Below are 26,125 nucleotides of genomic sequence, written 5' to 3' on the forward strand. Positions count from 1 at the left end.
CCAGCACACCGCACGTCCCGTGCGTGCATTTGTACGGCAGGAGTCCCGCACCCATGGCAGAGCGCAAGCCGATCGAATCCTGGCTGACCGACATGGACGGCGTCCTCATCCACGAGGGCGTTCCGATCCCCGGCGCCGACGCGTTCATCAAGAAGCTGCGGGAGACCGGGAAGCCCTTCCTGGTCCTCACGAACAACTCGATGTACACGGCCCGCGACCTGCACGCCCGCCTCGCGCGCATGGGCCTCGAAGTCCCCGTCGAGAACATCTGGACCTCGGCCCTCGCCACCGCCAAGTTCCTCGACGACCAGCGCCCCGGCGGCACCGCGTACGTCATCGGCGAGGCCGGCCTCACCACCGCGCTGCACGACATCGGCTACGTCCTCACCGACCACGCCCCCGACTACGTGGTCCTCGGCGAGACCCGGACGTACTCCTTCGAGGCGATGACCAAGGCCGTCCGGCTCATCAACGCCGGCGCCCGCTTCATCTGCACCAACCCCGACGAGACCGGCCCCTCCCTGGAGGGCCCCCTCCCGGCCACCGGCTCCGTCGCCGCGCTCATCACGAAGGCCACCGGCAAGGAGCCGTACTTCGCGGGCAAGCCGAACCCGCTCATGATGCGCACCGGCCTCAACGCCATCGGCGCCCACTCGGAGTCCAGCGCGATGATCGGCGACCGGATGGACACCGACATCCTGGCCGGCCTCGAAGCGGGCATGCAGACCTTCCTGGTGCTGACCGGGCTGACGTCGAAGGCGGAGATCGACCGCTTCCCGTTCCGCCCGTCCAAGATCGTGAACTCGATCGCGGACATCGTCGACCGCGTCTGAGGCCCCGCCCGGCCCCGCTGCGGATGCGAAGAGCGCCGATCCGGGTGACCCTGCCAGTACCAGGAGGTCACGATGCGTTCAGGTCCCATTGCTCTCCGTGCCGCAGGGGCGGCCTTGCTCTTCGTACTGGCACCCACGGCCGGTAGCGCGTACGCCCATGACGGGGTGAAGGTCACCGTCACCCCGTCCACCGCCTCGCCCGGCGCCGACGTGGACGTCCGCGTCCAGGGCTGCAAGGGCACGACCGGTGCCGCGAAGTCCCGGGCGTTCGTCGCCGACGTGGAGCTCACCGGCCGGGACGGCGGGGGCTATCCGCTGTTCGGCGACACCACGGTCAAGTCCGGACTCGAGGACGGTACGTACAAGGTCAGCGTGACCTGCGACGGCCACGACCACCGGGACGTCGGCACGGTGCAGGTCAGGCACCAGCAGCCGACCCACGAGCCGACCCATGAGCCGACCCACCACGCGACCCCGGTCGCCCCGGTCCGCGCGGGCGGCGGCGGCACCGCCGCCTTCGCCGCCCCGGCCGCCCCCGGAGTCGCCCAGACCACGAGCGAGAGCGGCCTCGGCACCCCGTACACCCTGCTCGGCCTCGGCCTGGCCGCGATCGCGGCGGTGGCGGTCGCCTTCCGCAGCTCCCGCCGCCGGACCGCCGGCACCGGTGCGGGCACCGGCACGGGCACGGACTGAGGATGTCGCCCGGAACCCGCCCGGCGGGCACCGGGCGCTTCGTCACCGGCGTGACCTGGGCGCTGCTGCTCCTCGGGCTCTGGCTCTGGGGCCGCGAGGCCACCGAGGGCCCCGGGGGCAGCTCCGCGCCCACCCACGGCGACATCGCCGCCGTCGGCCGGCCGCTCGGCGTGGACCTGCCCCCGGCCCACGCGCCGATCGCCGCCGCCGAGCCCCGGCGCGTGGAGGTCCCGTCCCTCGGCATCGCCGCGCCCGTCGTGGCGCGCGGCCTGGATGGTACGGGCGCGATCGACCCGCCGCCCTTCGAGACGCCCCACACGGTGGGCTGGTTCGGCGCCGGCACGCGGCCGGGTGCGGCCGGGGCGGCCCTCCTCGTCGGCCACGTCGACACGGACACCCGCCCGGCGGTCTTCTACGGCCTGAGCGCGGCCCGCCCCGGCGCGAAGATCCGGGTCACCCGGACGGACGGCACGGTCGCCGAATTCACGGTCGACGACATCCAGGTCTTCCCGCGCGACGACTTCGACGCGACGAAGGTCTACGGCCCCCGCGAGCCCCGCCGCGCCGAACTGCGCCTGATCACCTGCGGCGGCACCTTCGACCGCACGGCCGGCACGTACTCGGCGAACGTGGTCGTCTCGGCGTACCTCACGGGCACGGGGACGGGGACAGCTGCGCCGGGCACCTGAACCCCCGGCGACCGATCCCGGCGACCGGGTTCCGGCCGGTGGCTCGCGTCCCGCGGGCGCCACCGGCCGGACCGGTCCTCGACCGCGGGGCTCACGGGCGGCGGGAGGAGCCCGGTGCCGGCCGCGGGAGGTCGGGGTTCCGGAACCGTAGAGGCCCTGCCTCGCCCGGTCCAGAGGGCTGTCGTGTCACGATGACCGCGACCGCTCCGTACGTGCCGAGGGGCCCCGAATGTCCGTATCTCCTTGCGTGCGTCGTGCGGGACTCACCCTCCCGGCCCTCGCGCTCGCGTTCCTCCTCGCCGCCGGCTGTACGAGCCCGGGCCCGGCCACCCCGCCCGCCGCGCGGAGCGACCCGCCCGCCGCCGGTGCCGCCCCCGCCCCCACGCCGTCCGCTCCCGTCCCGTACTGGGTGAACCCCGACGGCAAGGCCGCCCGGCAGATGGCCGCGCACCTCGCAGCCAGCCGTACCGCCGAGGCCGGGCTCCTGCGGCAGATCGCGTCCCGGCCCGTGGCCGAGTGGATCGGCACCGACCGGCCCGAGGCCGAGACCCGTGCGCTCACCGAGGCCGCCACCCGCGCCCGGCGCGAGGCGCTCCTCGTCCTCTACGACATCCCGCACCGCGACTGCGGCCGGCACTCGGCGGGCGGCGCGGCGGACGCCGACGCCTACCGCGCCTGGGTGGACGGGGTCGCCCGCGGCATCGGCGCGCGGCGCGCGACCGTCGTCCTCGAACCGGACGCCGTGACGCACGTCGTCGACGGCTGCACCGAGGAGCAGCACCGCGCGGAGCGGTACGAGCTGCTCGGCGCGGCCGTCCGACGGCTCAAGCAGCAGCCGGCCACCACCGTCTACCTGGACGCGGGCAACGCGGGCTGGGTCGGACCTTCGCAGCTGAGCGGCCCGCTCCAAGAAGCCGGGATCGCCGAGGCCGACGGCTTCGCGGTCAACGTCTCGAACTTCCAGACGACGGCGGCGAGCACCGCCTACGGCCGGCAGCTGTCGGCCCTGGTCGGCGGCAAGCCCTTCGTGATCGACACCAGCAGGAACGGAAACGGCCCCTACGCCGAGGGCGACCCGGCCCAGAACTGGTGCAACCCGCCGGGCCGCGCGCTCGGCGCGCCGCCGACCCGCAGCACCGGGGACCCGCTGGTCGCCGCGCATCTGTGGATCAAGCGGCCGGGCGAGTCGGACGGGGAGTGCCGGGGCGGACCGAGGGCGGGGGAGTGGTTCGACGAGTACGCCCTGGAACTGACCCGCAACGCCCGGTAGTTCGGGCGGGAAAGCGCCACGGGAACGACCAAGACCCCCTCACCGATGGTGAGGGGGTCTTGACTCTGCGTGCGCCGCCAGGGACTCGAACCCCGGACCCGCTGATTAAGAGTCAGCTGCTCTAACCAACTGAGCTAGCGGCGCCTGCTGACAGAGAGAACTCTACCCGACCTGGAGGTGTGCTCCTGACCAATACCGGTCGCGCCCGGCCTGTCGGATGGTCGTATCAGGCCGTCGATCCGTCAAAATGCGATTTGTCCAGACAGTTGAGACACTGGCGCCCGAAACGAGGGTCAAAAGATCTTGACGAGTGTGGAGGGGAATCGCATGAGCGTGCCGGTCTTCGAGGAGTTCGAACCCGCGGCCGACTGCGGCTGCCCGGGCTGCGCCCAGCAGCGCCGTGGCCTCGCGCTTGGCCTGCCCGTACGGGCAGGCGGCCACCCGGCCGCGCACGGCGCGCGCCGCGCGCTGGTCCTGGTGACGGCGGCGGGAGTGGTCCTTGGCGGGGGAGGGGCGGGAGTGGCGACGGCCCTCGCCCGCCCGGCGGAGCCGGCCGGCCCGACGGGCCCGTTCACCCCGGCGGACGCGGACCCGGGCGCGGTTGCGGCCCCGGGCGCGGGCGCGGGTGCGGATACGGGTGCCGGTGCGGGCTTGGGGGCGAGCACGAGCGCGGGTGCGGGCGTGGAGGTGGAGTCGGCGGTCCTGCGGGAGCGCTCGGCCGCCGCGGACGCCGCCGACGCGGTGACCCCCTGGCCCGGGCCGGAGACCCCGCAGGGCGGGCGGGAGCCGCTGCACGGAGCGCCGGGCCCCGGCTCCCAGCCCTCCCCGAACGCGACGCCGGGCACCGGCACCGGTACGGGCACGACCCCGACGACCAGTCAGATCTCGACGGGCACGCTGCGGCAGACGACCCGGGCCGAGATCATCAACCGCGCCAAGCTGTGGGTGACCGCGCAGGTCCCGTACTCGATGGAGAAGTACTGGTCGGACGGGTACCGCCAGGACTGCTCCGGCTACATCTCCATGGCCTGGAACCTGCGCAGCAACGAGTGGACCGGCAGCCTCGACCGCTTCGCCGAGCGGATCGACCGCACCGAGCTCCAGCCCGGCGACATCCTGCTGTTCCACAACCCGGCCAACCCGACGCGCGGCTCGCACGTCACGATCTTCGGCGGCTGGACCGACTACACCCACACCTCGTACATCGCGTACGAGCAGACCAAGCCGCGCACGCGGAAGCAGGCGACGCCGATGGCGTACTGGGAGAACTCCGACCGGTACGTGGCCTACCGCTACAAGGGCGTGGTGAGCGGCGGCAGCGGGGGCGGCACGACCGGCGGCGGGTCGAATCCGACGACGCCGGCCACGCCGTACCCGGGGACGGCGATGTTCGGCCCGGGCGCCGACAACGCGTACGTCACGCAGCTCGGGAAGCTCCTCATCGAGCGCGGCGGCAAGAAGTACTACAGCAAGGGCGCCGGTCCGAAGTGGGGCGATGCGGACCGGCGGGCGACCCAGGCGTTCCAGCTGGCGCAGGGCTGGAAGGGCAAGGAAGCGGACGGTCTGCCGGGGCCGCAGACGTGGCGGCTGCTCGTGACCGGCGCGGGGAAGAGCATCGGCGGATCGGGTGGTTCGGGAGGGTCGAGCACGGATGGGACGGAGTTCCCCGGGCGTGGCTCCTTCCGTCCGGGCCAATCCAACGCATATGTGGAGAAGCTGGGCAAACAACTGGTGAAGCGGGGCTTCGGCAAGCACTACCTGTCGGGACCCGGTCCGCGCTGGACGGAGGCGGACCGCCGCAACGTCGAGGCGTTCCAGCGGGCTCAGGGCTGGCGCGGCGGAGCGGCCGACGGCTACCCGGGCCCGGAGACCTGGCGGCGCTTGTTCCGATGACCCCGAGAGCATGAGGTGGACCCGAATGACCGCATCGACCCCGACCCCCGCGGACTCCGGCGCGGCGGCCTCGCGTGACGCGGCCCGCACGGCCAGACGTCTGACGGACGGCACCCTTCCGCGCACGTCACCCCACCCGGGCGGGGAACCGGTACCGCCCGCCACGGCCACGGCCACGCCCCCGCACCAGACCCCGACACCACCTGCCCCGGCGGCCACGACCGCGACCGCCGCGCCTCCGAGCCCGACCGTCGCCGCCCCGCCGAGCCCGACCGTCGCCGACACGCCGACGGCCGCCCCGGCCGCCCCGGCCGCCCCGGCCGATCGGGCCGACCGGATCGCGCCGCACCCGGCCCCCGGCGAGACCGCTGGGCCGTCCGCTCCGGCGGCGAGTGCGCCCGCGCCCGTGGATGCGCCCTCGGGTGTGCCCTCGGGTGCGCCCTCAGGTACGCCCGCCCCTTCGGCTCCCGAGGCGGCTACGCCGACGGGCGCGCACCCCCTGGGTTCGGTCGCCGGTACGACCACGGGGCCGTCCGCCCCGGCGGCACCTCGGCAAGAGCCGCCGACGAGCGCGCCCGCGGGGGCACCCGCCCCCACCGCGCCGAGCGCGGCCTCCCCGGCGGCGGAACAGCCCGCCGCCGAGCGACCCGCCACCGCACGCCCCGTCGACCCGGCGGTCGCCGTGAAGCCGACGGTCGCCGCGACCCCGGCGGTCGCCCTGACCCCGACCGCCGCCCGTACGGCGACCCCCGAGGCCGACCGTCCCTCCACCGGTACACCGGCGGAGACGGCCGACAGCGCGTCGCCGGCCCCGGTGGCCGCTTCGGCTCCGGTGACCGGGTCGGCCCCGGTGGCCGCTTCGGCCGCCGTGGACACCCCGCCCGCCGCCGTGCCCGTGCCCCCGGTCACCGCGAAGGCCACCGCCAAGGTCTCCGTGGTGAAGGAGCGCGTCGACGTGCCCGACTTCGCGCGGATCACGGGTGCGCGGGTCGCCGCGCTCGCCGTGCCCGTCGCCGGTGTCGTACGGGTGGCGCGGCGCAAGAACGTGATCGGGGCCGAGACCACCGGCTCCATCCCGGTGCACCTGCTCTTCCGCGACGAGCCGGAGGGCGGCGCCCCCGCGCTCGGCGCGACCGTGGACGACGGAGGCCCCGACACCCTCGCGATGGCCGCGCCCACCGCCCCCGCGAAGAACGGCAAGGCCGCCATCCCGGCACCCGCGAAGACGCAGACGCAGACCGAGAGCCAGAAGAAGCAGGCGCAGCCGCAGGCGAGGACCAAGGGGCAAGCCAAGCCCTGGTCCTCGACCCCGGCTCCGACTCCGGCCCTCCCCCCGGCCCCCACCCGCGAGCAGTCCCGGTCCGCCTCCCGCCCCGCGCCCACCGCCGATCCGGATCTCGTCGAGCGGCCAGGCCCGGTGCTGCCCGGTTGGGTCGGTGTGGCCGGCGGCGCCCTCGCGCTCGCCGGATGCGCGGCGCTCGTGTGGTGGACCGGGGCCGTGCCCGCCGAGGCGGCGCGGATGCTGCGGCTGCCGGCCCGCCCGTACCACGGCATCCACCTCGGCCAGTGGGCGCTGCTCGCGCTCGGCGTCGTCGCCACCCTCTTCGCGCTCGGCGGGCTCGGCCGCGGCCGGGTCGGCTACGCCTGGGTCCTGACCCTCTTCGGCGACTACCGCGGCACCGTCCGCCGTACGGGCCTGGTCTGGGTCAGCCCGCTCCTGCTCCGGCGTCGCGTCGACGTCCGGCTCCGGCACTGGCGCAGCGAGCCGCTGCCCGCGGTCGACGCGAAGGGCACGGCCCTGGACGTCGTCGTCCTCGTCGTGTGGCGGGTGCGGGACACCGTCCGCGCCGCGCTGGGGGTCGACGGCCACGAGGAGTACCTGCGCGAGCAGGTGGAGGCGGCGATGGCCCGGGTGCTGTCGCAGCTTCCGGCGGACGCCTTCCACGAGGACGCCCCGACGCTCCGGGACGCGGAGGCGGTCGGCGAGGCCCTGACGCGGATGCTGTCGGCGGAGTGCGCCCCGGTCGGGGTCGACGTCTTCTCGGCGCAGCCGACCCGTATCGAGTACGCCCCGGAGGTCGCGGCGGCGATGCAGAGGCGACGGATCGCGGCGATCGACGCGAAGCACCGGGACAGTGTCCTGACGTCGGTGGTGGACGCGGTGGACGACGTGGTCCACCGGCTGACCAGTCGTGGTCTGGTGGAGCTGGACGACTACGAGCGCAAGGCGCTGGTCAAGGACCTGACGGTGGCGTTCTACACGGGGAGGACGGCGCCGGCGGAGGGGGCCTGAGGGGATGGACATGTTCAACTTCCGTCCATACCTTGGTACTTGGTCCAGACCAAAATGAGTCACCCGAAGCAAACCCGGTAAGACCGCACGCGTGCGCACGGCCCAACGGAACTCCCCCACGTTCTCCTGGAGCGACAGCATGCACATGCGCAAGAAGTCCGTCGGGACGGCGGTGGTGGCGCTCGGCGTCGCCGGCGCCTCCCTCCTCGCCACCGGCAGCGCGGGAAGCCACGGCTACACCGACTCGCCGATCAGCCGTCAGAAGCTCTGCGCCAACGGCACCGTGACCAACTGCGGCTCCATCCAGTGGGAGCCGCAGTCGGTCGAGGGCCTCAAGGGCTTCCCCGCCGCCGGTCCCGCCGACGGCAAGATCTGTTCCGCCGGGCTCACGCAGTTCGCCCAGCTCGACGACCCCCGAGGCGGTGCGTGGCCCGCGACGCAGCTCACGTCCGGGCAGAGCTACAGCTTCCGCTGGCAGTTCACGGCCCGGCACGCCACCAGCAACTTCAAGTACTACATCACCAAGAACGGCTGGGACCCGAGTCAGAAGCTGACCCGGGCCGCGCTCGACCCGCAGCCGTTCCTCACCGTCCCCTACAACAACCAGCAGCCGCCGGCGACCCTCTCGCACTCCGGGACGATCCCGGCGGGCAAGACGGGCCGTCACCTGATCCTGGCGGTGTGGACGATCGCGGACACCGCGAACGCCTTCTACGCCTGCTCGGACGTCAAGTTCTGACGGCCGCGTCCTGACCGTCGCGTTCTGACGGTCGCGTCCTGACCGTTCAGATCTGACGGAACGTCAGTTAAAGTCCGGTCCATGAGGGGTGCGGACACCGTCGCGGAGCTCGTACGGCGCCAATGGGGCGACCACCGGATCGGCCTGAGGGACGAGCACCACACCCTCAGCCACCACGAGGTCGCCGCGGGCGCCGCCGCGCGGGCCGCACTGCTCGTGGACCTGATGCCACCCCTGCCGGGGCGCGAGCCGCACCTCGGCATCCTGCTCGACAACACGCCGGAGTACCCGCTCTGGCTCAGCGCGGCGGCCCTCGCGGGGGCCGCCGTCGCCGGGATCAACCCCACCCGGCGCGGCGCCGAACTCGCCCGGGACATCCGGCACACCGACTGCCGGATCCTGGTCACCCAGCGCGCCCACCTGCCGCTCCTCGACGGCCTGGCGCTGCCCGGGCTGCGGATCCTCGTCACGGACACCGACGCCTACCGGGAGCTCCTCGCCCCCTACGGGGACGCCCGCCCCGGCGACGCGACCCTCGGTCCCGTACGCCCCGACAGCCGCTTCCTGCTCTCCTTCACCTCCGGTTCGACGGGCGCGCCCAAAGCCGCGCTCTGCAGCCAGGGACGGCTCGCGGCCGCCGGCGCCTCGCTCGTCGCCCACTTCGGCGTACGGGCCGACGACGTCCACTACGTCTGCATGCCGATGTTCCACGGCAACGCGGTGATCGCGGACTGGGCGCCCGCGCTCTCCGCGGGCGCGGGAGTCGCGCTGCGGGCCCGCTTCTCGGCGTCCGGCTTCCTGCCCGACGTACGCCGCTTCGGCGCCACCTACTTCACGTACGTGGGCCGGGCCGTCCAGTACCTGCTCGCGACCCCGCCCGGCCCGGACGACCGTGCGCACGGGCTGCGCCTCGGCTTCGGCACGGAGGCGGGGGCGGTCGACGCGGCCCGGTTCCGGGAGCGGTTCGGGGTCCCGCTCGTCGAGGGGTACGGCTCCTCCGAGGGCGGCGCGGCGATCCAGCGGACCCCGGACACCCCGACCGGGGCGATCGGGCGGGCCGCGCCGGGCGACGACCTGGCCGTCCTGGACGCGGAGACCGGCAAGGAGTGCGCACCGGCCCGCTTCTCGCCCACGGGACGGCTCCTCAACACGGACGAGGCGGTCGGCGAGCTCGTCAACCGGGGCCGAAGCCCCTTCGAGGGCTACTGGCGCAACCCCGAGGCGGAGGCGGTCCGGCTGCGCGGGGGCTGGTACTGGACGGGCGACCTCTTCTACCGGGACGAGGCCGGCTTCCTCTACTTCGCGGGCCGCACGGACGACCGCCTGCGCGTCGACAGCGAGAACCTGGCGGCGGCGATGATCGAGAACATCCTCGCCCGCTGGGACCGGGCCGCCGGGGTGGCGGTGTACGCGATACCGGACCCGGTCGCCGGCGACCAGGTCATGGCGGCGCTGGCCCTGCGCGAGGGGGCCGTCTTCGACCCGGCGGAGTTCGCGGACTTCCTCGCCGCGCAGCCGGACCTGGGCACGAAGATGCCGCCGCGCTTCGTCCGCGTGATGGGCGAGCTGCCCCTCACGGCCACCAACAAGATCCACCGCGTGGGCCTGCGCCGGGCGTCCTTCCTCTGCCCTGACCCGGTCTGGTGGCGCCCGACCCCCACCGCCCCGTACGAACCCCTGACCCCCGAGGCGACCGCCACCCTCCAGGAGGAGTACGCCCGCCACGGCCGCACCCCGGCCTGATCGGCGGGAAGGCCCCGGGGTAGGCCCAGCCCCACCCCCGCCACGCCCCCCAGGCCCATGGCCCCGCCCCCGGTCCCGCGCCTACCGTGGGCGCCCATGGAACCCCGTAACCCCTGGCAGGCGCTCACCCGGTCACGCTTCCCGCTCGGCTCCTGGCCCTGGCGGGCCGCCGGGTACCTCGCGACCGGGGGGATCGTCGGGGGCCTCGCCTGTCTCGTGCTCCTCGTGCTCGGGGTGTTCTCGCTGTTCCTCGTCGGGCTGCCGCTGCTCCTCCTCTCCGGGGTCGCCCTCGGCTCCGTCGAGCGGCTCCGGCTGAGGCTCGTCGACCTGGACCCGGCCCCCGACCCGCACCGCGTCCCCACCGCACCCGGCCTGGCCGCCTGGCTCCGGCTCCGCGCGGGGGAGCAGGCGACCTGGCGGGAGCTCGGGTACGGGCTGCTGCTCGCCACCGTCCTGTGGCCCCTCGACCTCATCGCGCTCGCCGTCGGCGTCGGCCTGCCCGTCGCCCTCCTCAGCGCCCCGTTCCAGCTGGCGGCCGACGGCCACGAGGCCAAGGTCGTCAAGGCGTACCTGGTCACCTCCTACCCCGAGGCCTTCGCCGCCGCCCTCCTCGGCGCCCTCCTCCTCGTCGCCCTCGCCTACCCCCTCGCCGCCGTCGCCGGGGCCCGCGCCGCCCTCGCCCGGGCCCTGCTCGCCCCGCGCGAGACCGACGCGGGGGACGGCGGGATCGGTGAGGTCATCGCCTCCCGCGCCCGGCTCGTCGACGCCTTCGAGGCCGAGCGCCGCCGCATCGAGCGCGACCTCCACGACGGCGCCCAGCAGCGGCTCGTGGCCCTCACCATGACCCTCGGCCTCGCCCGCCTCGACGCCCCGCCGGGACCGCTCGCCGACCAGCTGGCCAAGGCCCACGCGGAGGCAGGGCAGGTCCTGACCGAGCTGCGGGAGCTGATCCACGGCATCCATCCGCAGGTCCTGGCCGACTACGGCCTCGGCGCGGCCCTCGCCGACGCCGCCGACCGCTCGGCCGTCCCCGTCGCCACCGACATCGAGCTGCCCCGGCTGCCCGCCTCCGTGGAGAGCGCCGGCTACTTCGCGGGCTGCGAGGCGCTCGCCAACATCGGCAAGCACAGCGGGGCCGCCCAGGCGAGGATCACCGCCCGGCACGCGGACGGCGTCCTGCGGCTCGACGTCGAGGACGACGGGCGGGGCGCCGCCGACCCGGCCCGGGGCAGCGGGCTCACCGGACTCGCCGACCGGATCGCCGTCCTCGATGGCACACTGACGATCATGAGCCCGCCGGGCGGGCCGACCCTCCTCCGAGTGGAGATCCCGTGCCGATCGCTCCCCGCGCTCCCCGAAAGCTCCGCGTCGTCCTCGCCGAGGACAGCGTCCTCCTCCGCGAGGGACTGATCGGGTTCCTGACGCGTTTCGGCCACGAGGTCGTCGCCGCCGTCGGTGACGCCGACGGCCTGCGCGAGGCGGTCGGCGCCCACGACCCGGACATCGTCGTCACCGACGTCCGGATGCCGCCCGGCTTCCAGGACGAGGGGCTGCGCGCCGCCGTCGCGCTCCGCGCCGAGCGGCCCGGCCTGCCGGTCCTCGTCCTCAGCCAGTACGTGCAGCGCAGCTACGCCGCCGACCTCCTCGACTCGGGCGACGGCACCGGCGTCGGCTACCTCCTGAAGGACCGGGTGGGGCAGGTCGAGGAGTTCGTCGAGGCCCTCACCCAGGTCGCCGACGGCGGTACGGTCGTCGATCCCGAGGTCGTACGGCAGCTGCTGCGCCGCCACCGGGACCCGCTGGAGGCGCTGACCCCGCGCGAGCGGGAGGTCCTCGGCCTGGTCGCGGAGGGGCACTCCAACGGGGAGATCGCCCGCCGGCTCGTGGTGACCGAGGCCGCCGTCGGCAAGCACATCGGGAACATCCTGGCCAAGCTCGACCTGCCGCAGGCCGAGGACACCCACCGCCGCGTCCTCGCCGTCCTCACCTACCTCAGGGCCTGAGGGGCGGGAGGGGCGGGAGGAGCGGGAGTACGCGCACGAGCACGACAAGAAAGCCCCCCGCCGAAGCGAGGGGCTTTCTCTGTCTGTGCGCCGCCAGGGACTCGAACCCCGGACCCGCTGATTAAGAGTCAGCTGCTCTAACCAACTGAGCTAGCGGCGCTTGCTGACAGAGAAAATACTACCTGGTGTTCCGGGGTGCTCGTGACCGCCCCGCCGGAGCACCGTCCGGCGGGTTCGCGCACCCCGGCTAGATCGCCAGCGACAGCACCACCGGAGCGGCCCGCCGGTTGAGCGTGTCCGCCGCGGCGCGCAGCCGGTGGGCGTGCTCGATCGGCAGGGAGAGCGCCAGGCAGCCCACGGCCGAGCCCGCCGTCAGCGGGACGGCGGCGCAGACCGTGCCGACCGCGTACTCCTGGAGGTCCAGCACGGGGACGGTCGCCGGCTGGCTGTCGAGCTTCGAGAAGAGGATCCGCTCGTTGGTGATCGTCCGGGAGGTCAGCCGGGCGATCTTGTGGCGGGCGAGGTGGTCCCGCCGCCCGTTCTGGTCGAGCTGGGTGAGCAGGCACTTGCCGACCGCGCTGGCGTGCGCCGCCGAGCGGAAGTCCACCCACTCGTTGACCTTCGGGGTGCGCGGGCCGTCGGCGAACTGGGTGATCTTCACCTCGCCGTCGATGTAGCGGCTGATGTAGACGGCCGCGCCGACGGAGTCGCGCAGTTCGGTCAGGGTCTCCTGGAGCTTGGCCTCCAGCGCTTCGCGGCGGGTCAGGCCGGAACCGAGGAGGACGAGGGAGTCCCCGATGACGTAGGCGCCGTCGGCGACCTGCTCGACGTACCCCTCGCGGCGGAGCATGAGGAGCAGTGACGAGAGGTGGGCGACGGGCAGGCCGGTCTCGCGGGCGATCTGGACGTCCGTCACTCCGCCACCGTGCCGTGAGACCGTCTCGAGGACGCGCAAGGCGTATTGCACCGAGTGGAACGGCGCGGTGGGCTCGGGCTTCAGCGCCACGGTTTCCCCCTACCAGGTTGTGACCGCAAGCTTTCGTACCACGATAGCCGCCAAGGACCGTTTCAGGGGCGGCTGTTGGCGAGAATGATGCGGAGGATCCCCGCCGTACGCTGCGGCGCACCACCCTGGCATATGCCTATGTCATGACTCCTTCAGGGAGTCTCAGGTCAGGGCCGTGCGGGGTCGGGTTCGCGCGCGCGTTCGGGTGGTGAGGACCGGAAGATTTTTTACGTGGAAGCGGACCCGCCCAGGGCCCTTCCGGTGGCCGAGAACGTACGGAATAACCGGAGACCCCCTCCTGTTGTGGATCGGATGCAGTGTCCGCACCAACCGCACGTGTGCCGAGGAGGGTCCCTACGGTGACCGACGCTATTCGAGGAGAGGTGCGGGGAACCGCGCCCGTACCGCTGTCCGTACTGGACCTGGTGACCGTCGGCAGCGGGCGGACCGCGACACAGGCGCTGGCCACCAGCGTCGAGCTGAGCCGGCTCGCCGAGCGGCGCGGCTTCCATCGGCACTGGGTGGCCGAACACCACTCCATGCCCGGCGTCGCCTCCTCGTCCCCGGCCGTGATCCTCGCCCACCTCGCCGCCCACACCCGCCGCATCCGCCTCGGCTCCGGCGGCGTGATGCTGCCCAACCACGCCCCGCTCGTCATCGCCGAGCAGTTCGGCACCCTGGAGGCCTTCGCCCCGGGCCGGATCGACCTCGGGCTCGGCCGCGCCCCCGGCACCGACGGCGCCACGGCCGCCGCCCTGCGGCGCACGAACACCCTGAACGAAGGTGCCGACGACTTCCCGGAGCAGCTCGCCGAGCTCACCCGTTTCCTGGACGACGACTTCCCGGACGGGCACCCGTACGCCCGGATCCACGCCGTGCCCGGCCCCGTGCAGGGCCCGAAGGGCCGGCCGCCGGTCTGGCTGCTCGGCTCCTCCGGCTTCAGCGCCCGCCTCGCCGGCCTGCTCGGGCTGCCCTTCGCCTTCGCCCACCACTTCTCCGCCCGCAACACGATCCCGGCGCTCGACCTCTACCGGGACTCCTTCCGGCCCTCGGGGGTCCTCGACGCCCCGTACGCGATGATCGGCGTCTCGGCGTTCGCCGCCGACGAGGCGGCGCGGGCGCGCGGCGAGGTCCTCGCGGGCGCCCTCGCGATGCTGCGCCTGCGCACCGGCAGGCCGGGCCTGGTGCCGACGCCTGAGGAGGCGGAGGCGTACGACTTCAGCCCCGCCGAGCGGGAGTTCGTCGACGGCTGGCTGGCGAACATCGTCTACGGCACCCCGGACGAGGTCCGGACGGGGCTGGACGACCTCCGGAAGCGCACGGGCGCGGACGAGCTGATGATCACGGCCAACGGGCACGGCGGGGAGGCCCGGATCCGGAGCTACGAGCTGATCGCCGACGCGTACGAGCTCCCCGAGCTCCCCGATCTCCCCGCGCCGTCGGACTCCGAGCCGGGGTCGGCCGGGTAAAAAACCCGGGATTCCGCGACCGGTTGGTTCACCCCTGAACCACCCTCGCGGCACCCCTAAGCGAACCTTAAACCGCTCGTCACCCATGGTGGCGGGCGGTTCCGCTTTGTGCTGCACCTCTCTGACAAGGGCTTTCGTGCGCGAATTGGTCTAGTCCTCAATCTGGTTCAGACCATTGACGCGATGTTCATGTGCCGGTTATCACTTCCTCAGCTCCTGTACGGCACCACCCAGTTCTCCCCCACTTCGGAGGCCGCACGTGCACCCCCGTAAGCCCTTGATCGCCGCGCTTCTCAGCTCGGCCCTCGCCGCCGGCGCGCTTGCCGCGACCGTCGGCCTCGGCTCCGCCCAGGCGGCCGACTCGTCGACCACTGCCTCTGCGGGCAACGTGCGCATCGCGTACTACGACCAGTGGAGCGTCTACGGCAACGCGTTCTACCCCAAGCACCTCGACACCCGGGGCATCGCGAGCAAGCTGGACGTCATCAACTACTCGTTCGGCAACATCCACCCCACCAACCTCACCTGTTTCGAGGCCAACAAGGCCGCCGGTGACGACAACAACCCCAACGCGGGTGACGGTGCGGGCGACTCGTACGCCGACTACCAGAAGTCCTTCAGCGCGGCGGACAGCGTCGACGGCGTCGCCGACAAGTGGGACCAGCCGATCGTGGGCGTCTTCAACCAGTTCAAGGAACTGAAGGCGAAGTACCCCCACCTGAAGATCAACATCTCGCTCGGCGGCTGGACCTACTCCAAGTACTTCAGCGACGCGGCGAAGACGGACGCGAGCCGCAAGAAGCTCGTCTCCTCCTGCATCGACCAGTACATCAAGGGCAACCTGCCCGTCGAGGGCGGCTTCGGCGGCGCGGGCACGGCGGCCGGCATCTTCGACGGCATCGACATCGACTGGGAGTACCCGGGCTCCTCCGGCGGCCACCTGGGCAACCACTACGCCCCCGAGGACAAGCAGAACTTCACCCTCCTCCTCGCCGAGTTCCGCAAGCAGCTCGACGAGTACGGCGCGGCCAACGGCGGCAAGAAGTACCTGCTGACCTCGGCCCTCCCGGCCGGCCAGGACAAGATCAAGTACATCGAGACCGACAAGATCGGCCAGTACTTGGACTACGCCAACATCATGACGTACGACATGCACGGCGCCTGGGACGGCGACGGGCCGACGTACCACCAGTCCCCGCTGTACCCCTCGACGAACGACCCGACCGACGTGATCGCGCCGGGCACCGAGAAGTACAGCATCGACTCGGCCATCGACTCCTGGATCGACGGCAACCCGACCTACGGCATCGCGGGCGGCTTCCCCGCCAACAAGCTGACCCTGGGCTACGAGTTCTACTACCGCGGCTGGAAGGGCGTGCCGGCCGGCACGACCAACGGCCTCGCGCAGACCGCGACCGGCGGCTCCAACGTCCGCCCGCTGAGCCAGCAGGCCGGCATCGCGCACTACAAGGAGCTCGGCGGCATCGTCGACAACGCGTCGACGACCTTCTGGGACGACCAGTCGAAGTCCTCGTACTTCTACAAGGACGGCGAGTTCTTCACCGGCCTCAACCAGAAGTCCATCCAGGCCCGCGTGGACTACTCCAAGCAGCGCGGCCTGGCCGGCGCGATGATGTACTCGCTCCTCGGCCTGGACGACAACGCCACCCTGCTGGGCCAGATCAACACCGCGCTCGGCGCCACCACCACCCCGCCGACCACGACGCCGCCGACCACCCCGCCGACGACGCCGCCCACCACCCCGCCCACCACGCCCCCGACCACGCCTCCGACGACGCCGCCCACGGGCTGCGGCTCGGTCCCGGCGTACGTGGCCGGCACGGTCTACAACTCGGGCAACGAGGTCTCCCACAACGGCCGCAAGTACAAGGCCCAGTGGTGGACCCAGAACGAGACGCCGGGCACGACCGGCGAGTGGGGCGTCTGGAAGGACCTCGGCGCCTGCTGAGTGCCTGACCCGCTGAGCACCCCACTCGGCACCCCACGCGGTACCCCACCGCGCACCACCTCATGAGCCACTGCCCCCGCCCGGAATGTCCCTCCGGCCGGGGGCAGTTCCATGCCCTGCGTCCTACGGGGGCGGGGGCGAGGGCGGGCGGGGTCGTACGGGTCGGGGTCGTAAGGGTCGGGCGGGGTCAGACCCGCAGGGGCTCCGTGCCGATCAGTTCGGCGATACGGTCCGGGGCCACCGCCCGCGAGTACAGCCAGCCCTGCCCCGTGTCGCAGCCGATCCGGCGCAGCCGGGCGGCCTGCCCCGAGGTCTCGACGCACTCGGCGGTGACCGTGAGCCCGAGCCGGTGCGCGAGCTGGACGAGCGCCTCGACGATCAGCTCGTCGGCCGGGTTGGCGTGCTCCTCGTCCTGGAAGCCGCGGACGAAGGAGCCGTCCAGCTTGAGCACGGAGACCGGCAGCCGGCTCAGATAGGCGAGGTTCGAGTAGCCGGTGCCGAAGTCGTCGATCGCGATCCGCACGCCCATGTCGCTCAGCGCCTGGAGGGCCTGGAGCGGCCGTCCGGCCGAGCCCATCACGGCGGACTCGGTCAGTTCGAGCTGGAGCAGGTGCGGGGCGAGCCCGGTCTCCGCGAGGATCCCGGCGACGTCCGCGACGAGGTCGGAGTCCCAGACCTGACGGACCGCCACGTTGACGCTGACGAAGATCGGGCGCTCGCGCGGATGGTCCTTCTGCCACTGCCGGGCCTGCCGGCAGGCGGTCCGCAGGACCCACCGCCCGAGCTCGACGATGGAGCCGTCCTCCTCGGCGATGCCGATGAACCGATTCGGCGGGAGCGAGCCGAACTGCGGGTGGTTCCAGCGCACCAGCGCCTCCACCCCGCGCACCGCCCCGTCCGCCAGATCCACGAGCGGCTGGTACTCCAGGCCGAACTCCCCGCGCTCCACGGCCGGGCGGAGCGTGGAGGAGAGGGCCTGCCGGGTCATCCGGTGGGCGTTGCGCTCCGGGTCGAAGAGGGTCCAGCGGGCCTTGCCGTCCGCCTTCGCCCAGTACAGCGTGGTGTCGGCGGCCTGCATGAGCGCGGTCGCCGTCGTCCCGTGCGCGGTGCGCTCGACGACGCCGATCGAGGCGGAGACCGCGAGCCGCTGACCGCCCAGGTCGAAGGGGAGCTGGAGCGCGCGGAGCACCGAGCGGGCCAGGTCGGCCAGTTGCTCCGTACCGGTGGAGTCCTCGACGAGGATCGCGAACTCGTCGCCGCCGAGCCGCGCCACGAGGTGGCCGCCGCTGCGGGTGTAGCCGTCGCTGTCCGCGCACTCCGTCAGGCGGGCGGCGACGGCGGCGAGGAGCCGGTCGCCGATGCGGTGGCCGAGGGTGTCGTTGACGGCCTTGAAGCCGTCGAGATCGAGGTAGCAGAGACCGATCCGCCCTGTTCTGCCATACCCGTACGACTCATGTGACTCGTGTGACTCATGCGACTCGTATGACGAGCCGACCGGCGGCGCGCCGTCCGTCGCGACGTCCTGGGCGATCTCCTCGGCGGCGGTCTGGGCGGCGTCCTGGGCGGCGGCCTCCAGCGCGGCCGAGAGCCGCTCGAAGAACAGGGCCCGGTTGGGCAGCCGGGTCACCGGGTCGTGCATCTGGAGGTGGCGCAGCCGCGCCTGGAGCTCGCGCCGGTCGCTGATGTCCGCGATCGACAGGAGGACGCGCCGGCTGTCCGGTACGGGGGAGACGGTGACCTCGGCCCACAGTGAGCGCCCGTCGGGGTGCTTGAGGCGGCGCGTGCAGCGGAAGCGGGAGCGGCGGCCGCGGAGCACCTCGCGGTACGCGTGCCAGGTGCGGCCGTCGGAGGCGAGGTCGACGAGATCGGCGGCGGCCTGCTCGCGGAGCGCCCCGGCCTCGGTCCCGAGGAGGGCGCCGAAGGAGTCGTTGGCCGTGACGACGATGCCGTCCTGGTCGACGACGGCCATGGCGAGCTGCGCGGCCCGGAAGGCGGCGCGGTAGTCCCGGAGTTCGGCGGCCCGGCGGTCGGTGGGGAGCCCGGTCCGGCGGTCGGTCCGGAGCTCGGGGTCGAACTCGGGGCGGCGACCGGACCAGAGGCCGGGCCGGAGGTCGGCGACGTGGCCGGGGTCGTGGCCGGTCTGTTGCGTGGCACAGGGGTCGACGTGACGCTCCGTGACGGCGAGGTCGGTCGGGGTCGTCTCCGGCGGCTCTGGATGCACCGGTCCTTCGGGGGTTTCGCTCACCGCTCGCTCCCGTAGTGCAGTCGGGCCGTTCACATGTGGTCGGGATGGTCGGCCAAGGAAAGTGTGCCGATCATAGAGCCAGCTCGGGGGCCCGTTCCAGCTTCGAGGCCGCCGCGGGGAGCGCCGACCGCTGTGAGGCTCCCCACCGCCACCCCCCGCCTGACCGTTTCTGCACGGGTCTGACACGGGTCGGTGGTGACGTGACCGATTGTGACTTTCCGTGAGCCGATGCCCGCTCGTGTCGCGTCGACCCCGCGGTGCTCCCTCACCCGACCGGGGCAGCGGAAACATGCGAAACGCCGCAAACCATCACAAGGTGGTTGTGGTGTCCCGCCCTATCGATCCGGAGGTCCACGTGAGGGGTCAGCAGCCACCCGGGGGAGTGGAGCGGCCGAGCCTGCGTTCCGGCGCGGCGGCCTTCACCGCGCTCGCCGCGCTCGCCGCCACCGGGCTCGTCGCCGGCCCCGCCGTGGGCGCGCCCGTGGCGAACCCCTGCGTCCTGCCCCGCACCGCGGCCCATCACTCGCTCGGCCTCGACACCTGGAACGGCTCCTATCCGCGTCCCACCCGCACCCTCGACGCGGTCATGATCTTCCTGTCGTTCCCGGACGCCACACCGCTCACCACCCCCGCCGACCTCACCGCCGACCACTTCCCGGCCACCAGCGAGTACTTCGAGCGCGCCTCCTACGGCCGCTTCGCCCTGCGCCCGCACGCCCGGTCCGAGTGGACCCGGATGCCGCGGGAGTCGAGCGCGTACGACATACGGCGCGACTGGGACTCCGGGAAGCGCGCGGCCTATCTGCGCGACGCGGTCGCCGCCGCCGACGCGGACGTCGACTTCTCGCTGTACGACGTCGTCTACCTGGTCGCCGACCCGGACGCGCCCGGCGTGGACTCCGACGCGACGAAGGTCGTCAACCTCGAACGCCCGATGGAGGTCGACGGCACCGAGATCAAGCGGGTCGTCACGGTCTTCGAGCGGCACCCGCCCGACCGGAACGTCCTCGCGCACGAGACCGGCCACGTCTTCGACCTGCCCGACCTCTACCACCGTCCGGCGGACGGCAAGGGTGACTGGGACACCCATGTGGGGGACTGGGACGTCATGGGCAGTCAGTTCGGTCTCGCGCCCGACCTCTTCGGCTGGCACAAGTGGAAGCTGGGCTGGCTCTCCCGCGCCCAGGTGACCTGCGTGCAGGGGCCCGGCCCCCGGCTGGTCAGCCTGGAGCCGACCGACGCCCCGCCCACCGAGAGCGGCGCTCTCGGCACCCGGCTCGCGGTCGTGAGGACCGGCCCGGACAGCGTCCTGGCCATCGAGGCCCGGGGCTCCACCGGCAACGACGCCGACACCTGCACCGAGGGCGTCCTCGTCTACCGGGTGCGCAACGGCGCGGCCTCCGGCGACGGCCCGGTCCAGGTCGTCGACGCCCACCCGCGCACCGAGGCGTGCTGGGACCGCTCCGTCTACCCGCCGCTCGCGGACGCGCCGCTGGAGGAGGGCGAGACGTTCACCGTGCCCGGGACGGGCGTCCGCGTCGAGGTGGCGGACCGTACCGAGGCGGGCGGCTGGACGGTGAAGGTCACCCCGCCGGGAGCGGGCTGACCCGGGAGGTCACGGGAGAACGAAGAAGCCCCCCGCTTCCGCGAGGGGCTTCTTCCGTCTGTGCGCCGCCAGGGACTCGAACCCCGGACCCGCTGATTAAGAGTCAGCTGCTCTAACCAACTGAGCTAGCGGCGCCTGCTGACGTCGTAGACATTAGCACCCGGATCGGCGGGAGGAAAAATCGATACCCGCACGTCGGGGGCGGAGGCGGCCCGGGCGGCCCGCACGCAGGCCCAGAGCATGACCTCGGGCCCGGGCAGCCAGGGGTTCCGCGTGTCGGGCGCCACCAGCCAGCGGGGTCCGGCGGAGTCGGCCGGGGTGAGCGGGGGCACGGTCACCGCGTCCCCGACGCCGTGACAGAGCGGCCGGGGGACGGCGTCGCCCCACTCCTCCCAGTCGAGCAGTGCCGGTAAACGCTGGGCCGTCCCGGGCGCGGCGAACAGCATCATCCGGCCCCGGTGCACGGCGACGGGCCCGGAACCCGGGCCCTCCTCCCACAGGCGGTCCAGCATCCGGCGCCCGAAGACCGGGTCCACGTTGACGACGTCGAAGACCGTCCCGCAGGGCAGCGCCGCCGGCGAGGCCGGGCTCGCCTCCCAGCGGGTGAGCGCGGCCCCTGGCCGGCCCCCGGCGGCCGAGGCGAGCCAGGCCGCCCCGTCGGCGGTCACGCGGGCCGTCTGGTGGCGCCCCTCGTCGCCCTCCCGCAGGAAACGGAAGATGTCGTACGGGGTCTCGTCGCGCAACCAGGTCGTCATGTGATCAGATCTACCGGCCGTGACCATGCGGTTTCCGAGAGTTGCCGGAATCTCGGACAAGAGGGGTGGGCGAGGAGTATCGTGCGCCCCGCATATGCCACGGGACGCCTCCGCCCGGCCTACTCGCGGGCTGCTTCCCGGCCCGCGCCCCCGTCCGCGCCCCGGCCCGCGCCCCAGGTTCGCGCCTGGCGGTTACTCCTCCGCCGAGCGCCCGTTCGACCGGATCAGACCGCGGCCGAACTCGATCATCTTCAGGGCGTAGTCCTCGGTCCACTCCGCCCGCTCGGCGACGTCCGCCGCCGTCAGCCGGTCGAACCGGCGCGGATCCGCCAGCTGCGCCGCCGCGATCGCCTGGAACTCCGTCGCGCGGTCCGTCGCCGCGCGGAACGCGAGCGTCAGCTCCGTCGCCCGGGCCAGCAGTTCACGCGGGTCGTCTATCGACTCCAGGTCGAAGAAATGCTCCGGATCGGCGGTCGCCTCGGCAGGCTCGAAGACCAGCGGTGCCGGCCGAAGCCGTCGCTGTCCGCTCCGCTCAGCGGGTTCCGCCATCGTTCTTCTCCTCCTCGCACAGGCACGGCCCGGGATCCCGGGCCGCTTTCCATTGTCCCGCCCCGCGCAAGAGCGCGAGGCCCCCGCCGCGCGCCCCGGTTCTGCTCCCGGACCCCTGTTTGGCGCCCGGACCCCGCCTTCGGGGCCCGTTCCCCGGACCGGCCCTACGCCGCGCCCGGATCCCACGCCACCCGGTGCTCCGCCAGGTGGGAGAGGACCGCGTGGTTCGCCTCCCAGCCGTCGGGGAACGACACGGCCGCGCCGAGCCGCACCGGCTCCGTCGACGGATGCTCGTCGAGGAGCTCCGAGACGCCCGCGCGGCAGACCACGACGCAGGCGTGCCGGTGCCGGGAGGCGAGCACGCACAGGCGGCCCGTCTCCAGGTGGAAGGCGGTCGCGTCCGGCCGCCCCGACAGCGGATGGAGGACGACGGTGACGTCGTACTCGCGGCCCTGGAGCCGGTTCGCGGTGTCCACCGTCACGCCCGTCACACCGAGGCCCGCGAGCGCCGCCCGGACCGCCGCCGCCTGGTCGCGGTGGGCGGTGCCGACCGCGATCCGGTCGGGCGTCAGGGGCACCGGACGATCGGACCGCTCCGAGACCGCCGCCCCGCCCCGGTCCAGGAGCCGCCGGACGACCAGGGCGACCGCGCCGACCGCCTCCGGATCGGTGCGCGGGGTCGTGCGGGCCGGCAGTTCGAGCAGCCCCCAGCCCGACTCCGCCGCCTCGTCGAGGACCCGGTCGGGACCCGAACCGTCCGACGCCACCCCGAAGGAGAGCGTCCGGTCCCCGGGCCCGGTGCCGCTGCGGAACGGCGTGTACGGGTAGAAGGCGTCCGAGACCAGCGGCGCCGCCGATGCGGGCAGCCGCCACGACACCGGCAGCCGGTGCTGCGGCAGCTCCGGATTGTGCGCGAGCAGCGTGGAGACGGCCGAGGCGGAGGGGTCGTACGAGAGCCCCGCCCACTGCTCCGCTCCCACCACCGAGAAGGGGTCCAGCTGCCCGGGGTCGCCCACGAACAGCGCCCGCTCGAAGAGGCCCGCCACGGAGAGGAGCGCGTCCGAGCGCATCTGGTAGGCCTCGTCGACGATCGCGTGCGCCCACGGCTCGACGTTCTTCACGTGCGCCCACTTGGCGGAGGTGGAGAGCACGACCGGCAGCCCCGTCAGCTCCCCGGGCTTCGCCGACTTCCGTACGTTGGCCAGGTCGTCGAGCGCCTTGTCGTACGGGTCGCTGTCGTTCGAGTGCAGCCGGCCCACCTCCAGGCCGGGCTCCTTCTCGGCGAGCCGCAGCACCAGGTCGTCCACCTGCGCGTTCGTCTGTGCGACGACCATCAGGGGACGCCCGGCGGCGGCCAGTTCGAGTGCGGCCCGGACGACCAGGGTCGACTTCCCGGCGCCCGGCGGGGAGTCCACGACGACACCGCGGGAGGTGCCGTGCAGGGTGTCCGCCAGGATGCCGTCCGTCGCCCGGCCGGCCTCGGCGGACGGATCGAAGCGAGGTTCACCGGTCGTCACGGTCACAGCACGTCCTCGGGGGTCACGGCGTCGGGCAGTTCGACGGCGTCCGTCCGCGGCGGACCGCCGTGCGTCCAGGGCGTCTCCTCCGGGTCCGGCAGCTTCGGCCCGACCCGCTGCTCGTGCTCGAACAGCGTCCAGGCGATCCGCTCGCCCTTCTCCGGCACCGAGCCCGCCGCCGGCTCCTTCGACCGCCCCATCCTGTCGAGGAGCCGCAGGACCAGCGAGCCGTCCTCCTCGTACCGCACGAACTCCGCCGCCTGCGGCTTCCCGTCGAGCGAGCGGAACACCTTCGCCTTCTCCGCCAGGTGCGGCCGGTCCTCCGTGCGGACCGTGAGCAGCGGGCGCGGCGCGGGCCGCTTCGACTCCGTCCACGCCATCGTCACCTCGGCCACCTCCGCCGCGAACGCCTCGCCCGCGAGCCGCCGCCCCGCCAGGACCAGCGGGTCGTCGAGCGCCTCGTGGGCCTCCAGCTGCCCCTGCGCCTGCTCGCGGGCCGCGAGCTTCGAGGCCGCCCCCACGGCGTCGTCCCGGCGCGGCTGCGGCGGCTCACCGGCCGTGATCCGGTCCCGGTGGCCGGTGAACGACCACCGGTCGCGGGTCCAGCGGTCCTCGACCCTGGCGCCCTCCGGCAGCTCCCGCAGCAGGTCGAGCGCCTGCCAGACCGCGTCCCAGGTCGGCTTCAGCTGCGAGGCGACGAGCCGCCGGATCTCCCGCTCGGCCCGGTGCAGCTCGCCGAGGCCCGTGTCGGCCGCCTCGCCGTCCTCGGCCGCGCCGAGCGCCTGCCGGGCCCGGTCGTACCGCTCGATCGCGGGCGCGAGCAGCCTGTTGTCGAAGGCCGGGTCGGTGGCGGGACCGGCCGGCGGGCACAGCAGCTGACCCCGCTCGTCCCGCCCCGCCTCGGCCCGCAGCGCCCCCTCGGGGCCGGTCTCCCCGTCGGACGGGTCGATCCAGGCGAGCAGCGCGCCCAGGTGCTGGTCCTCCAGGGAGGACTGGCCGGTCGCCCAGTGCCGGTTGAGCAGGTCCGTCGCGGCGAGCAGCAGCGAGGACCCGGGGACCCGCGCCCGCTCGCCGAAGTGCGTCAGCCAGCGCCCGAGCAGCGGCACGCGCGGCGGCGCAGGGAACGGCGTCTCCGGGTCCTGCTCGGCCGTCCGCCGGAACCGCGTCGACCGCCCCAGCAGCCGTACGTACTCGATGCCCGCCCGGCTCGGCACGATCAGCTGCGGCGCGTCCGCGCACAGCTCGACCTCGACCTTCACCTTCTTGCCGGTCTCGGGGTCGACCTCGCTCCGCTCCGCCGCCTCGACGGCGTCCGCGAACGCGTCGACGTACGGCAGGACCTCCTCCGCCAGGTCGGCGAGGAACGCGAACCGCAGGTCCCGGTCCCGGGGCTGCGCCACCACCAGGAGCCGCGGCTCCTCGCGGTCGGTGCCGACGAGCGCGCCGAGCGGCGCGCCCGCCTCACCGGCGGTCGTCAGGGGGACGAGGACGAGCGGCCGCGCGGACACGTGCCGGTGGCGGACGGTGGCCAGCGGCTGGGCGCGGCCCGACTCGACGGCCTCCATCCGGGCGAGCGCGGAGATCAGTGACATACGGGAGCCTCCTCGGACCGTGCCGACGCCCGGCCCGAAACCTTCGCGCGCGGGACAGACGCCCGGTCCAGCGCCTCCTGGCGCAGCGCCCGCGCCCGGCGCAGGGCCGCCACCGCCGGATCGTCCGGGTCGCCGGCCTCGCCGCGCGCCGCCGCCAGGACCGCGCCGACCGTCGTCAGGCCGCCCAGCTCACCCCGTACCGCCCGGCCCAGGGTCTCCACCGCGCCCGCCTCCCGGGCCCGCGCCCGGCAGTGGAAGGCCAGCTCGCAGGCGGCCAGGCACTCCGGCGCGTACGCGTGGGGCACGGACTCCACGGCCTCCGTCAGCTCCGCCGCCGAACACCCCGCCACGTCGAAGGTGACGCCCTCCGGCACGGCGTCCGCGATCTCGTCGATACGGGTCAGCCGGGCGAGCTGCCGCCGGGTCACCGACCGCTGCTTGCGCACGTCGACGACCGAGGCCGTCGGCACGTTCGAGAAGTCCTTCGGGCAGACGAGGACCACCGAGTGCGCGACCCGCGCGCCCTCGGTCACCGCCGCCACCCGTTCGAGCGCGAGCACGTACACGGCGGACTGCCGGGCCGCCGCGCCCACCTTCGACGCGTCGGCCGCGCCGTCGATCATCGGGAAGGACTTGATCTCGACGACCGTCCACCGCCCGTCGGGATCGACCACCACCGCGTCCGGCTCCAGATAGACCGGGGCGCCGGCCACCTCCAGGGCGAGCAGCGGATGGTCGAGCAGCGCCCACGCCCCGGCCGCGGTCGCCTCCCGCAGCGCGAGCGCCGTACGGGCCGTCCGCCCCTGCGGCCCGGCCGCCGCCAGATCGGGCACCGAGACCGCGCCGGGCTCCTCGACGCCGAGCAGCCGCAGCAGCTCACGGCCGCCGTCCGCCTTGACCTTCGCCTCGAAGGAGTTCCCCCGCATGATCGCGAACTGCGACTGGCCGAACGGCGCGGGGGAGCCCAGCTTCGAAGCGAGCGCCGCCTTGTCGACCCCGGCGCCGTCGAGCAGCGCCCGACGCCGGCAGCCGGGATTGGCGGCGAGCGCCGCGAGCGCCCGCGCGTCCAGGGCGCGCGGTGCCGTGCCCGGTCCGCGCAGATCGGCCAGCTGATGCCGAAGGGTCGTCTGCGAGGGTCGGGGCAGACCGCTGTCCGGGGATGCGCTCACCCGCGGAAGTCTCGCATCCGCCACTGACAACCGTCCCGAGGTCGCCCGTTCGTCACCCCGAATTCGGGTGGGAGATGATGGGAGAGGCACGT

At 73.7% G+C, this 26,125-nt stretch carries 20 protein-coding genes and 3 tRNA genes; 13 read left to right on the top strand and 10 right to left on the bottom strand.

Going from position 1 to position 26,125, the window contains the following annotated elements:
* The first annotated feature begins 53 nt into the window (after positions 1–53).
* The 4 genes from ACFC0G_RS21470 (at position 54) to ACFC0G_RS21485 (ending at position 3,485) form a co-directional block, all read left to right on the top strand.
* Positions 54–833, top strand: a complete 780-nt coding sequence (locus ACFC0G_RS21470) for an HAD-IIA family hydrolase (protein WP_376405517.1) — start codon at positions 54–56, stop codon at positions 831–833.
* 114 nt (positions 834–947) lie between these two features.
* Positions 948–1,526, top strand: coding sequence for a hypothetical protein (locus tag ACFC0G_RS21475; RefSeq protein WP_376405519.1), 579 nt, complete (start codon positions 948–950; stop codon positions 1,524–1,526).
* Positions 1,527–1,528: 2 nt separating this feature from the next.
* Complete coding sequence (locus ACFC0G_RS21480) at positions 1,529–2,215, top strand: class F sortase (protein ID WP_376405520.1); 687 nt, start codon at positions 1,529–1,531, stop codon at positions 2,213–2,215.
* Between the two features lie 229 nt (positions 2,216–2,444).
* Positions 2,445–3,485: a glycoside hydrolase family 6 protein gene (locus ACFC0G_RS21485; RefSeq protein ID WP_376405522.1), complete on the top strand. Its 1,041-nt coding sequence runs from the start codon at positions 2,445–2,447 to the stop codon at positions 3,483–3,485.
* A 70-nt stretch (positions 3,486–3,555) separates the two neighbouring features.
* Here ACFC0G_RS21485 and ACFC0G_RS21490 read toward each other — a convergent pair.
* Positions 3,556–3,629 (bottom strand) — tRNA-Lys (locus ACFC0G_RS21490).
* Positions 3,630–3,812: 183 nt separating this feature from the next.
* On the opposite strand from ACFC0G_RS21490, the gene ACFC0G_RS21495 reads away from it, so the two are divergent.
* The 6 genes from ACFC0G_RS21495 to ACFC0G_RS21520 all read left to right on the top strand — a co-directional run bounded on the left by ACFC0G_RS21495 (position 3,813) and on the right by ACFC0G_RS21520 (position 12,156).
* The gene (locus ACFC0G_RS21495) at positions 3,813–5,378 is read left to right on the top strand and encodes a peptidoglycan-binding protein (protein WP_376405524.1); all 1,566 of its coding nucleotides are present in this window, start codon (positions 3,813–3,815) and stop codon (positions 5,376–5,378) included.
* A 25-nt stretch (positions 5,379–5,403) separates the two neighbouring features.
* A complete protein-coding gene (locus ACFC0G_RS21500) occupies positions 5,404–7,671 on the top strand; it encodes an SPFH domain-containing protein (RefSeq protein ID WP_376405526.1) in 2,268 nt (755 codons plus the stop codon).
* Between the two features lie 145 nt (positions 7,672–7,816).
* Positions 7,817–8,410 carry a lytic polysaccharide monooxygenase gene (locus ACFC0G_RS21505; protein ID WP_376405768.1) on the top strand — a complete coding sequence of 198 codons (594 nt, stop codon included), beginning with the start codon at positions 7,817–7,819 and terminating at the stop codon, positions 8,408–8,410.
* An 81-nt stretch (positions 8,411–8,491) separates the two neighbouring features.
* Positions 8,492–10,153 carry a long-chain-fatty-acid--CoA ligase gene (locus ACFC0G_RS21510; protein ID WP_376405528.1) on the top strand — a complete coding sequence of 554 codons (1,662 nt, stop codon included), beginning with the start codon at positions 8,492–8,494 and terminating at the stop codon, positions 10,151–10,153.
* A gap of 96 nt (positions 10,154–10,249) precedes the next feature.
* Positions 10,250–11,563, top strand: a complete 1,314-nt coding sequence (locus tag ACFC0G_RS21515) for a sensor domain-containing protein (RefSeq protein ID WP_376405530.1) — start codon at positions 10,250–10,252, stop codon at positions 11,561–11,563.
* Positions 11,485–12,156 carry a response regulator gene (locus tag ACFC0G_RS21520; protein ID WP_376405532.1) on the top strand — a complete coding sequence of 224 codons (672 nt, stop codon included), beginning with the start codon at positions 11,485–11,487 and terminating at the stop codon, positions 12,154–12,156. Before ACFC0G_RS21515 ends, ACFC0G_RS21520 begins: the two co-directional genes overlap by 79 nt.
* An 86-nt stretch (positions 12,157–12,242) precedes the next feature.
* Here the strand turns inward: ACFC0G_RS21520 and ACFC0G_RS21525 are convergent.
* Together ACFC0G_RS21525 and ACFC0G_RS21530 are read right to left on the bottom strand one after the other, a co-directional pair.
* A tRNA-Lys gene (locus ACFC0G_RS21525) sits at positions 12,243–12,316 on the bottom strand.
* An 87-nt stretch (positions 12,317–12,403) separates the two neighbouring features.
* Positions 12,404–13,162, bottom strand: coding sequence for an IclR family transcriptional regulator (locus ACFC0G_RS21530; RefSeq protein WP_024758909.1), 759 nt, complete (start codon positions 13,160–13,162; stop codon positions 12,404–12,406).
* Positions 13,163–13,521: 359 nt separating this feature from the next.
* On the opposite strand from ACFC0G_RS21530, the gene ACFC0G_RS21535 reads away from it, so the two are divergent.
* Positions 13,522–14,631, top strand: a complete 1,110-nt coding sequence (locus tag ACFC0G_RS21535) for an LLM class flavin-dependent oxidoreductase (RefSeq protein WP_376405535.1) — start codon at positions 13,522–13,524, stop codon at positions 14,629–14,631.
* A 259-nt stretch (positions 14,632–14,890) separates the two neighbouring features.
* The gene (locus ACFC0G_RS21540; protein WP_376405537.1) at positions 14,891–16,600 is read left to right on the top strand and encodes a glycosyl hydrolase family 18 protein; all 1,710 of its coding nucleotides are present in this window, start codon (positions 14,891–14,893) and stop codon (positions 16,598–16,600) included.
* A gap of 187 nt (positions 16,601–16,787) precedes the next feature.
* Here the strand turns inward: ACFC0G_RS21540 and ACFC0G_RS21545 are convergent, their stop codons facing one another.
* Positions 16,788–18,845, bottom strand: a complete 2,058-nt coding sequence (locus ACFC0G_RS21545; protein ID WP_376405539.1) for a putative bifunctional diguanylate cyclase/phosphodiesterase — start codon at positions 18,843–18,845, stop codon at positions 16,788–16,790.
* 355 nt (positions 18,846–19,200) lie between these two features.
* On the opposite strand from ACFC0G_RS21545, the gene ACFC0G_RS21550 reads away from it, so the two are divergent.
* On the top strand, positions 19,201–20,451 hold the full coding sequence (locus tag ACFC0G_RS21550; RefSeq protein ID WP_376405541.1) for a M6 family metalloprotease domain-containing protein: 1,251 nt from the start codon (positions 19,201–19,203) through the stop codon (positions 20,449–20,451).
* A 61-nt stretch (positions 20,452–20,512) separates the two neighbouring features.
* Here the strand turns inward: ACFC0G_RS21550 and ACFC0G_RS21555 are convergent.
* The 6 genes from ACFC0G_RS21555 to ACFC0G_RS21580 form a co-directional block, all read right to left on the bottom strand.
* Positions 20,513–20,586: transfer RNA gene (locus ACFC0G_RS21555), tRNA-Lys, on the bottom strand.
* On the bottom strand, positions 20,577–21,206 hold the full coding sequence (locus tag ACFC0G_RS21560) for a hypothetical protein (protein WP_376405543.1): 630 nt from the start codon (positions 21,204–21,206) through the stop codon (positions 20,577–20,579). Before ACFC0G_RS21560 ends, ACFC0G_RS21555 begins: the two co-directional genes overlap by 10 nt.
* Positions 21,207–21,398: 192 nt before the next feature.
* Positions 21,399–21,755 (bottom strand): hypothetical protein, encoded by a 357-nt coding sequence (locus ACFC0G_RS21565; RefSeq protein ID WP_376405545.1) that lies wholly within the window; start codon positions 21,753–21,755, stop codon positions 21,399–21,401.
* Between the two features lie 164 nt (positions 21,756–21,919).
* Positions 21,920–23,278 (bottom strand): AAA domain-containing protein, encoded by a 1,359-nt coding sequence (locus ACFC0G_RS21570; protein ID WP_376405547.1) that lies wholly within the window; start codon positions 23,276–23,278, stop codon positions 21,920–21,922.
* On the bottom strand, positions 23,275–24,864 hold the full coding sequence (locus ACFC0G_RS21575; protein WP_376405549.1) for a hypothetical protein: 1,590 nt from the start codon (positions 24,862–24,864) through the stop codon (positions 23,275–23,277). The genes ACFC0G_RS21570 and ACFC0G_RS21575 overlap by 4 nt, the downstream gene beginning before the upstream one ends.
* Positions 24,855–26,033: a hypothetical protein gene (locus ACFC0G_RS21580; protein WP_376405551.1), complete on the bottom strand. Its 1,179-nt coding sequence runs from the start codon at positions 26,031–26,033 to the stop codon at positions 24,855–24,857. Before ACFC0G_RS21580 ends, ACFC0G_RS21575 begins: the two co-directional genes overlap by 10 nt.
* Positions 26,034–26,125: the final 92 nt, after the last annotated feature.

The organism is Streptomyces sp. NPDC056169 (assembly GCF_042268445.1).
Classification (GTDB): Bacteria; Actinomycetota; Actinomycetes; order Streptomycetales; family Streptomycetaceae; genus Streptomyces.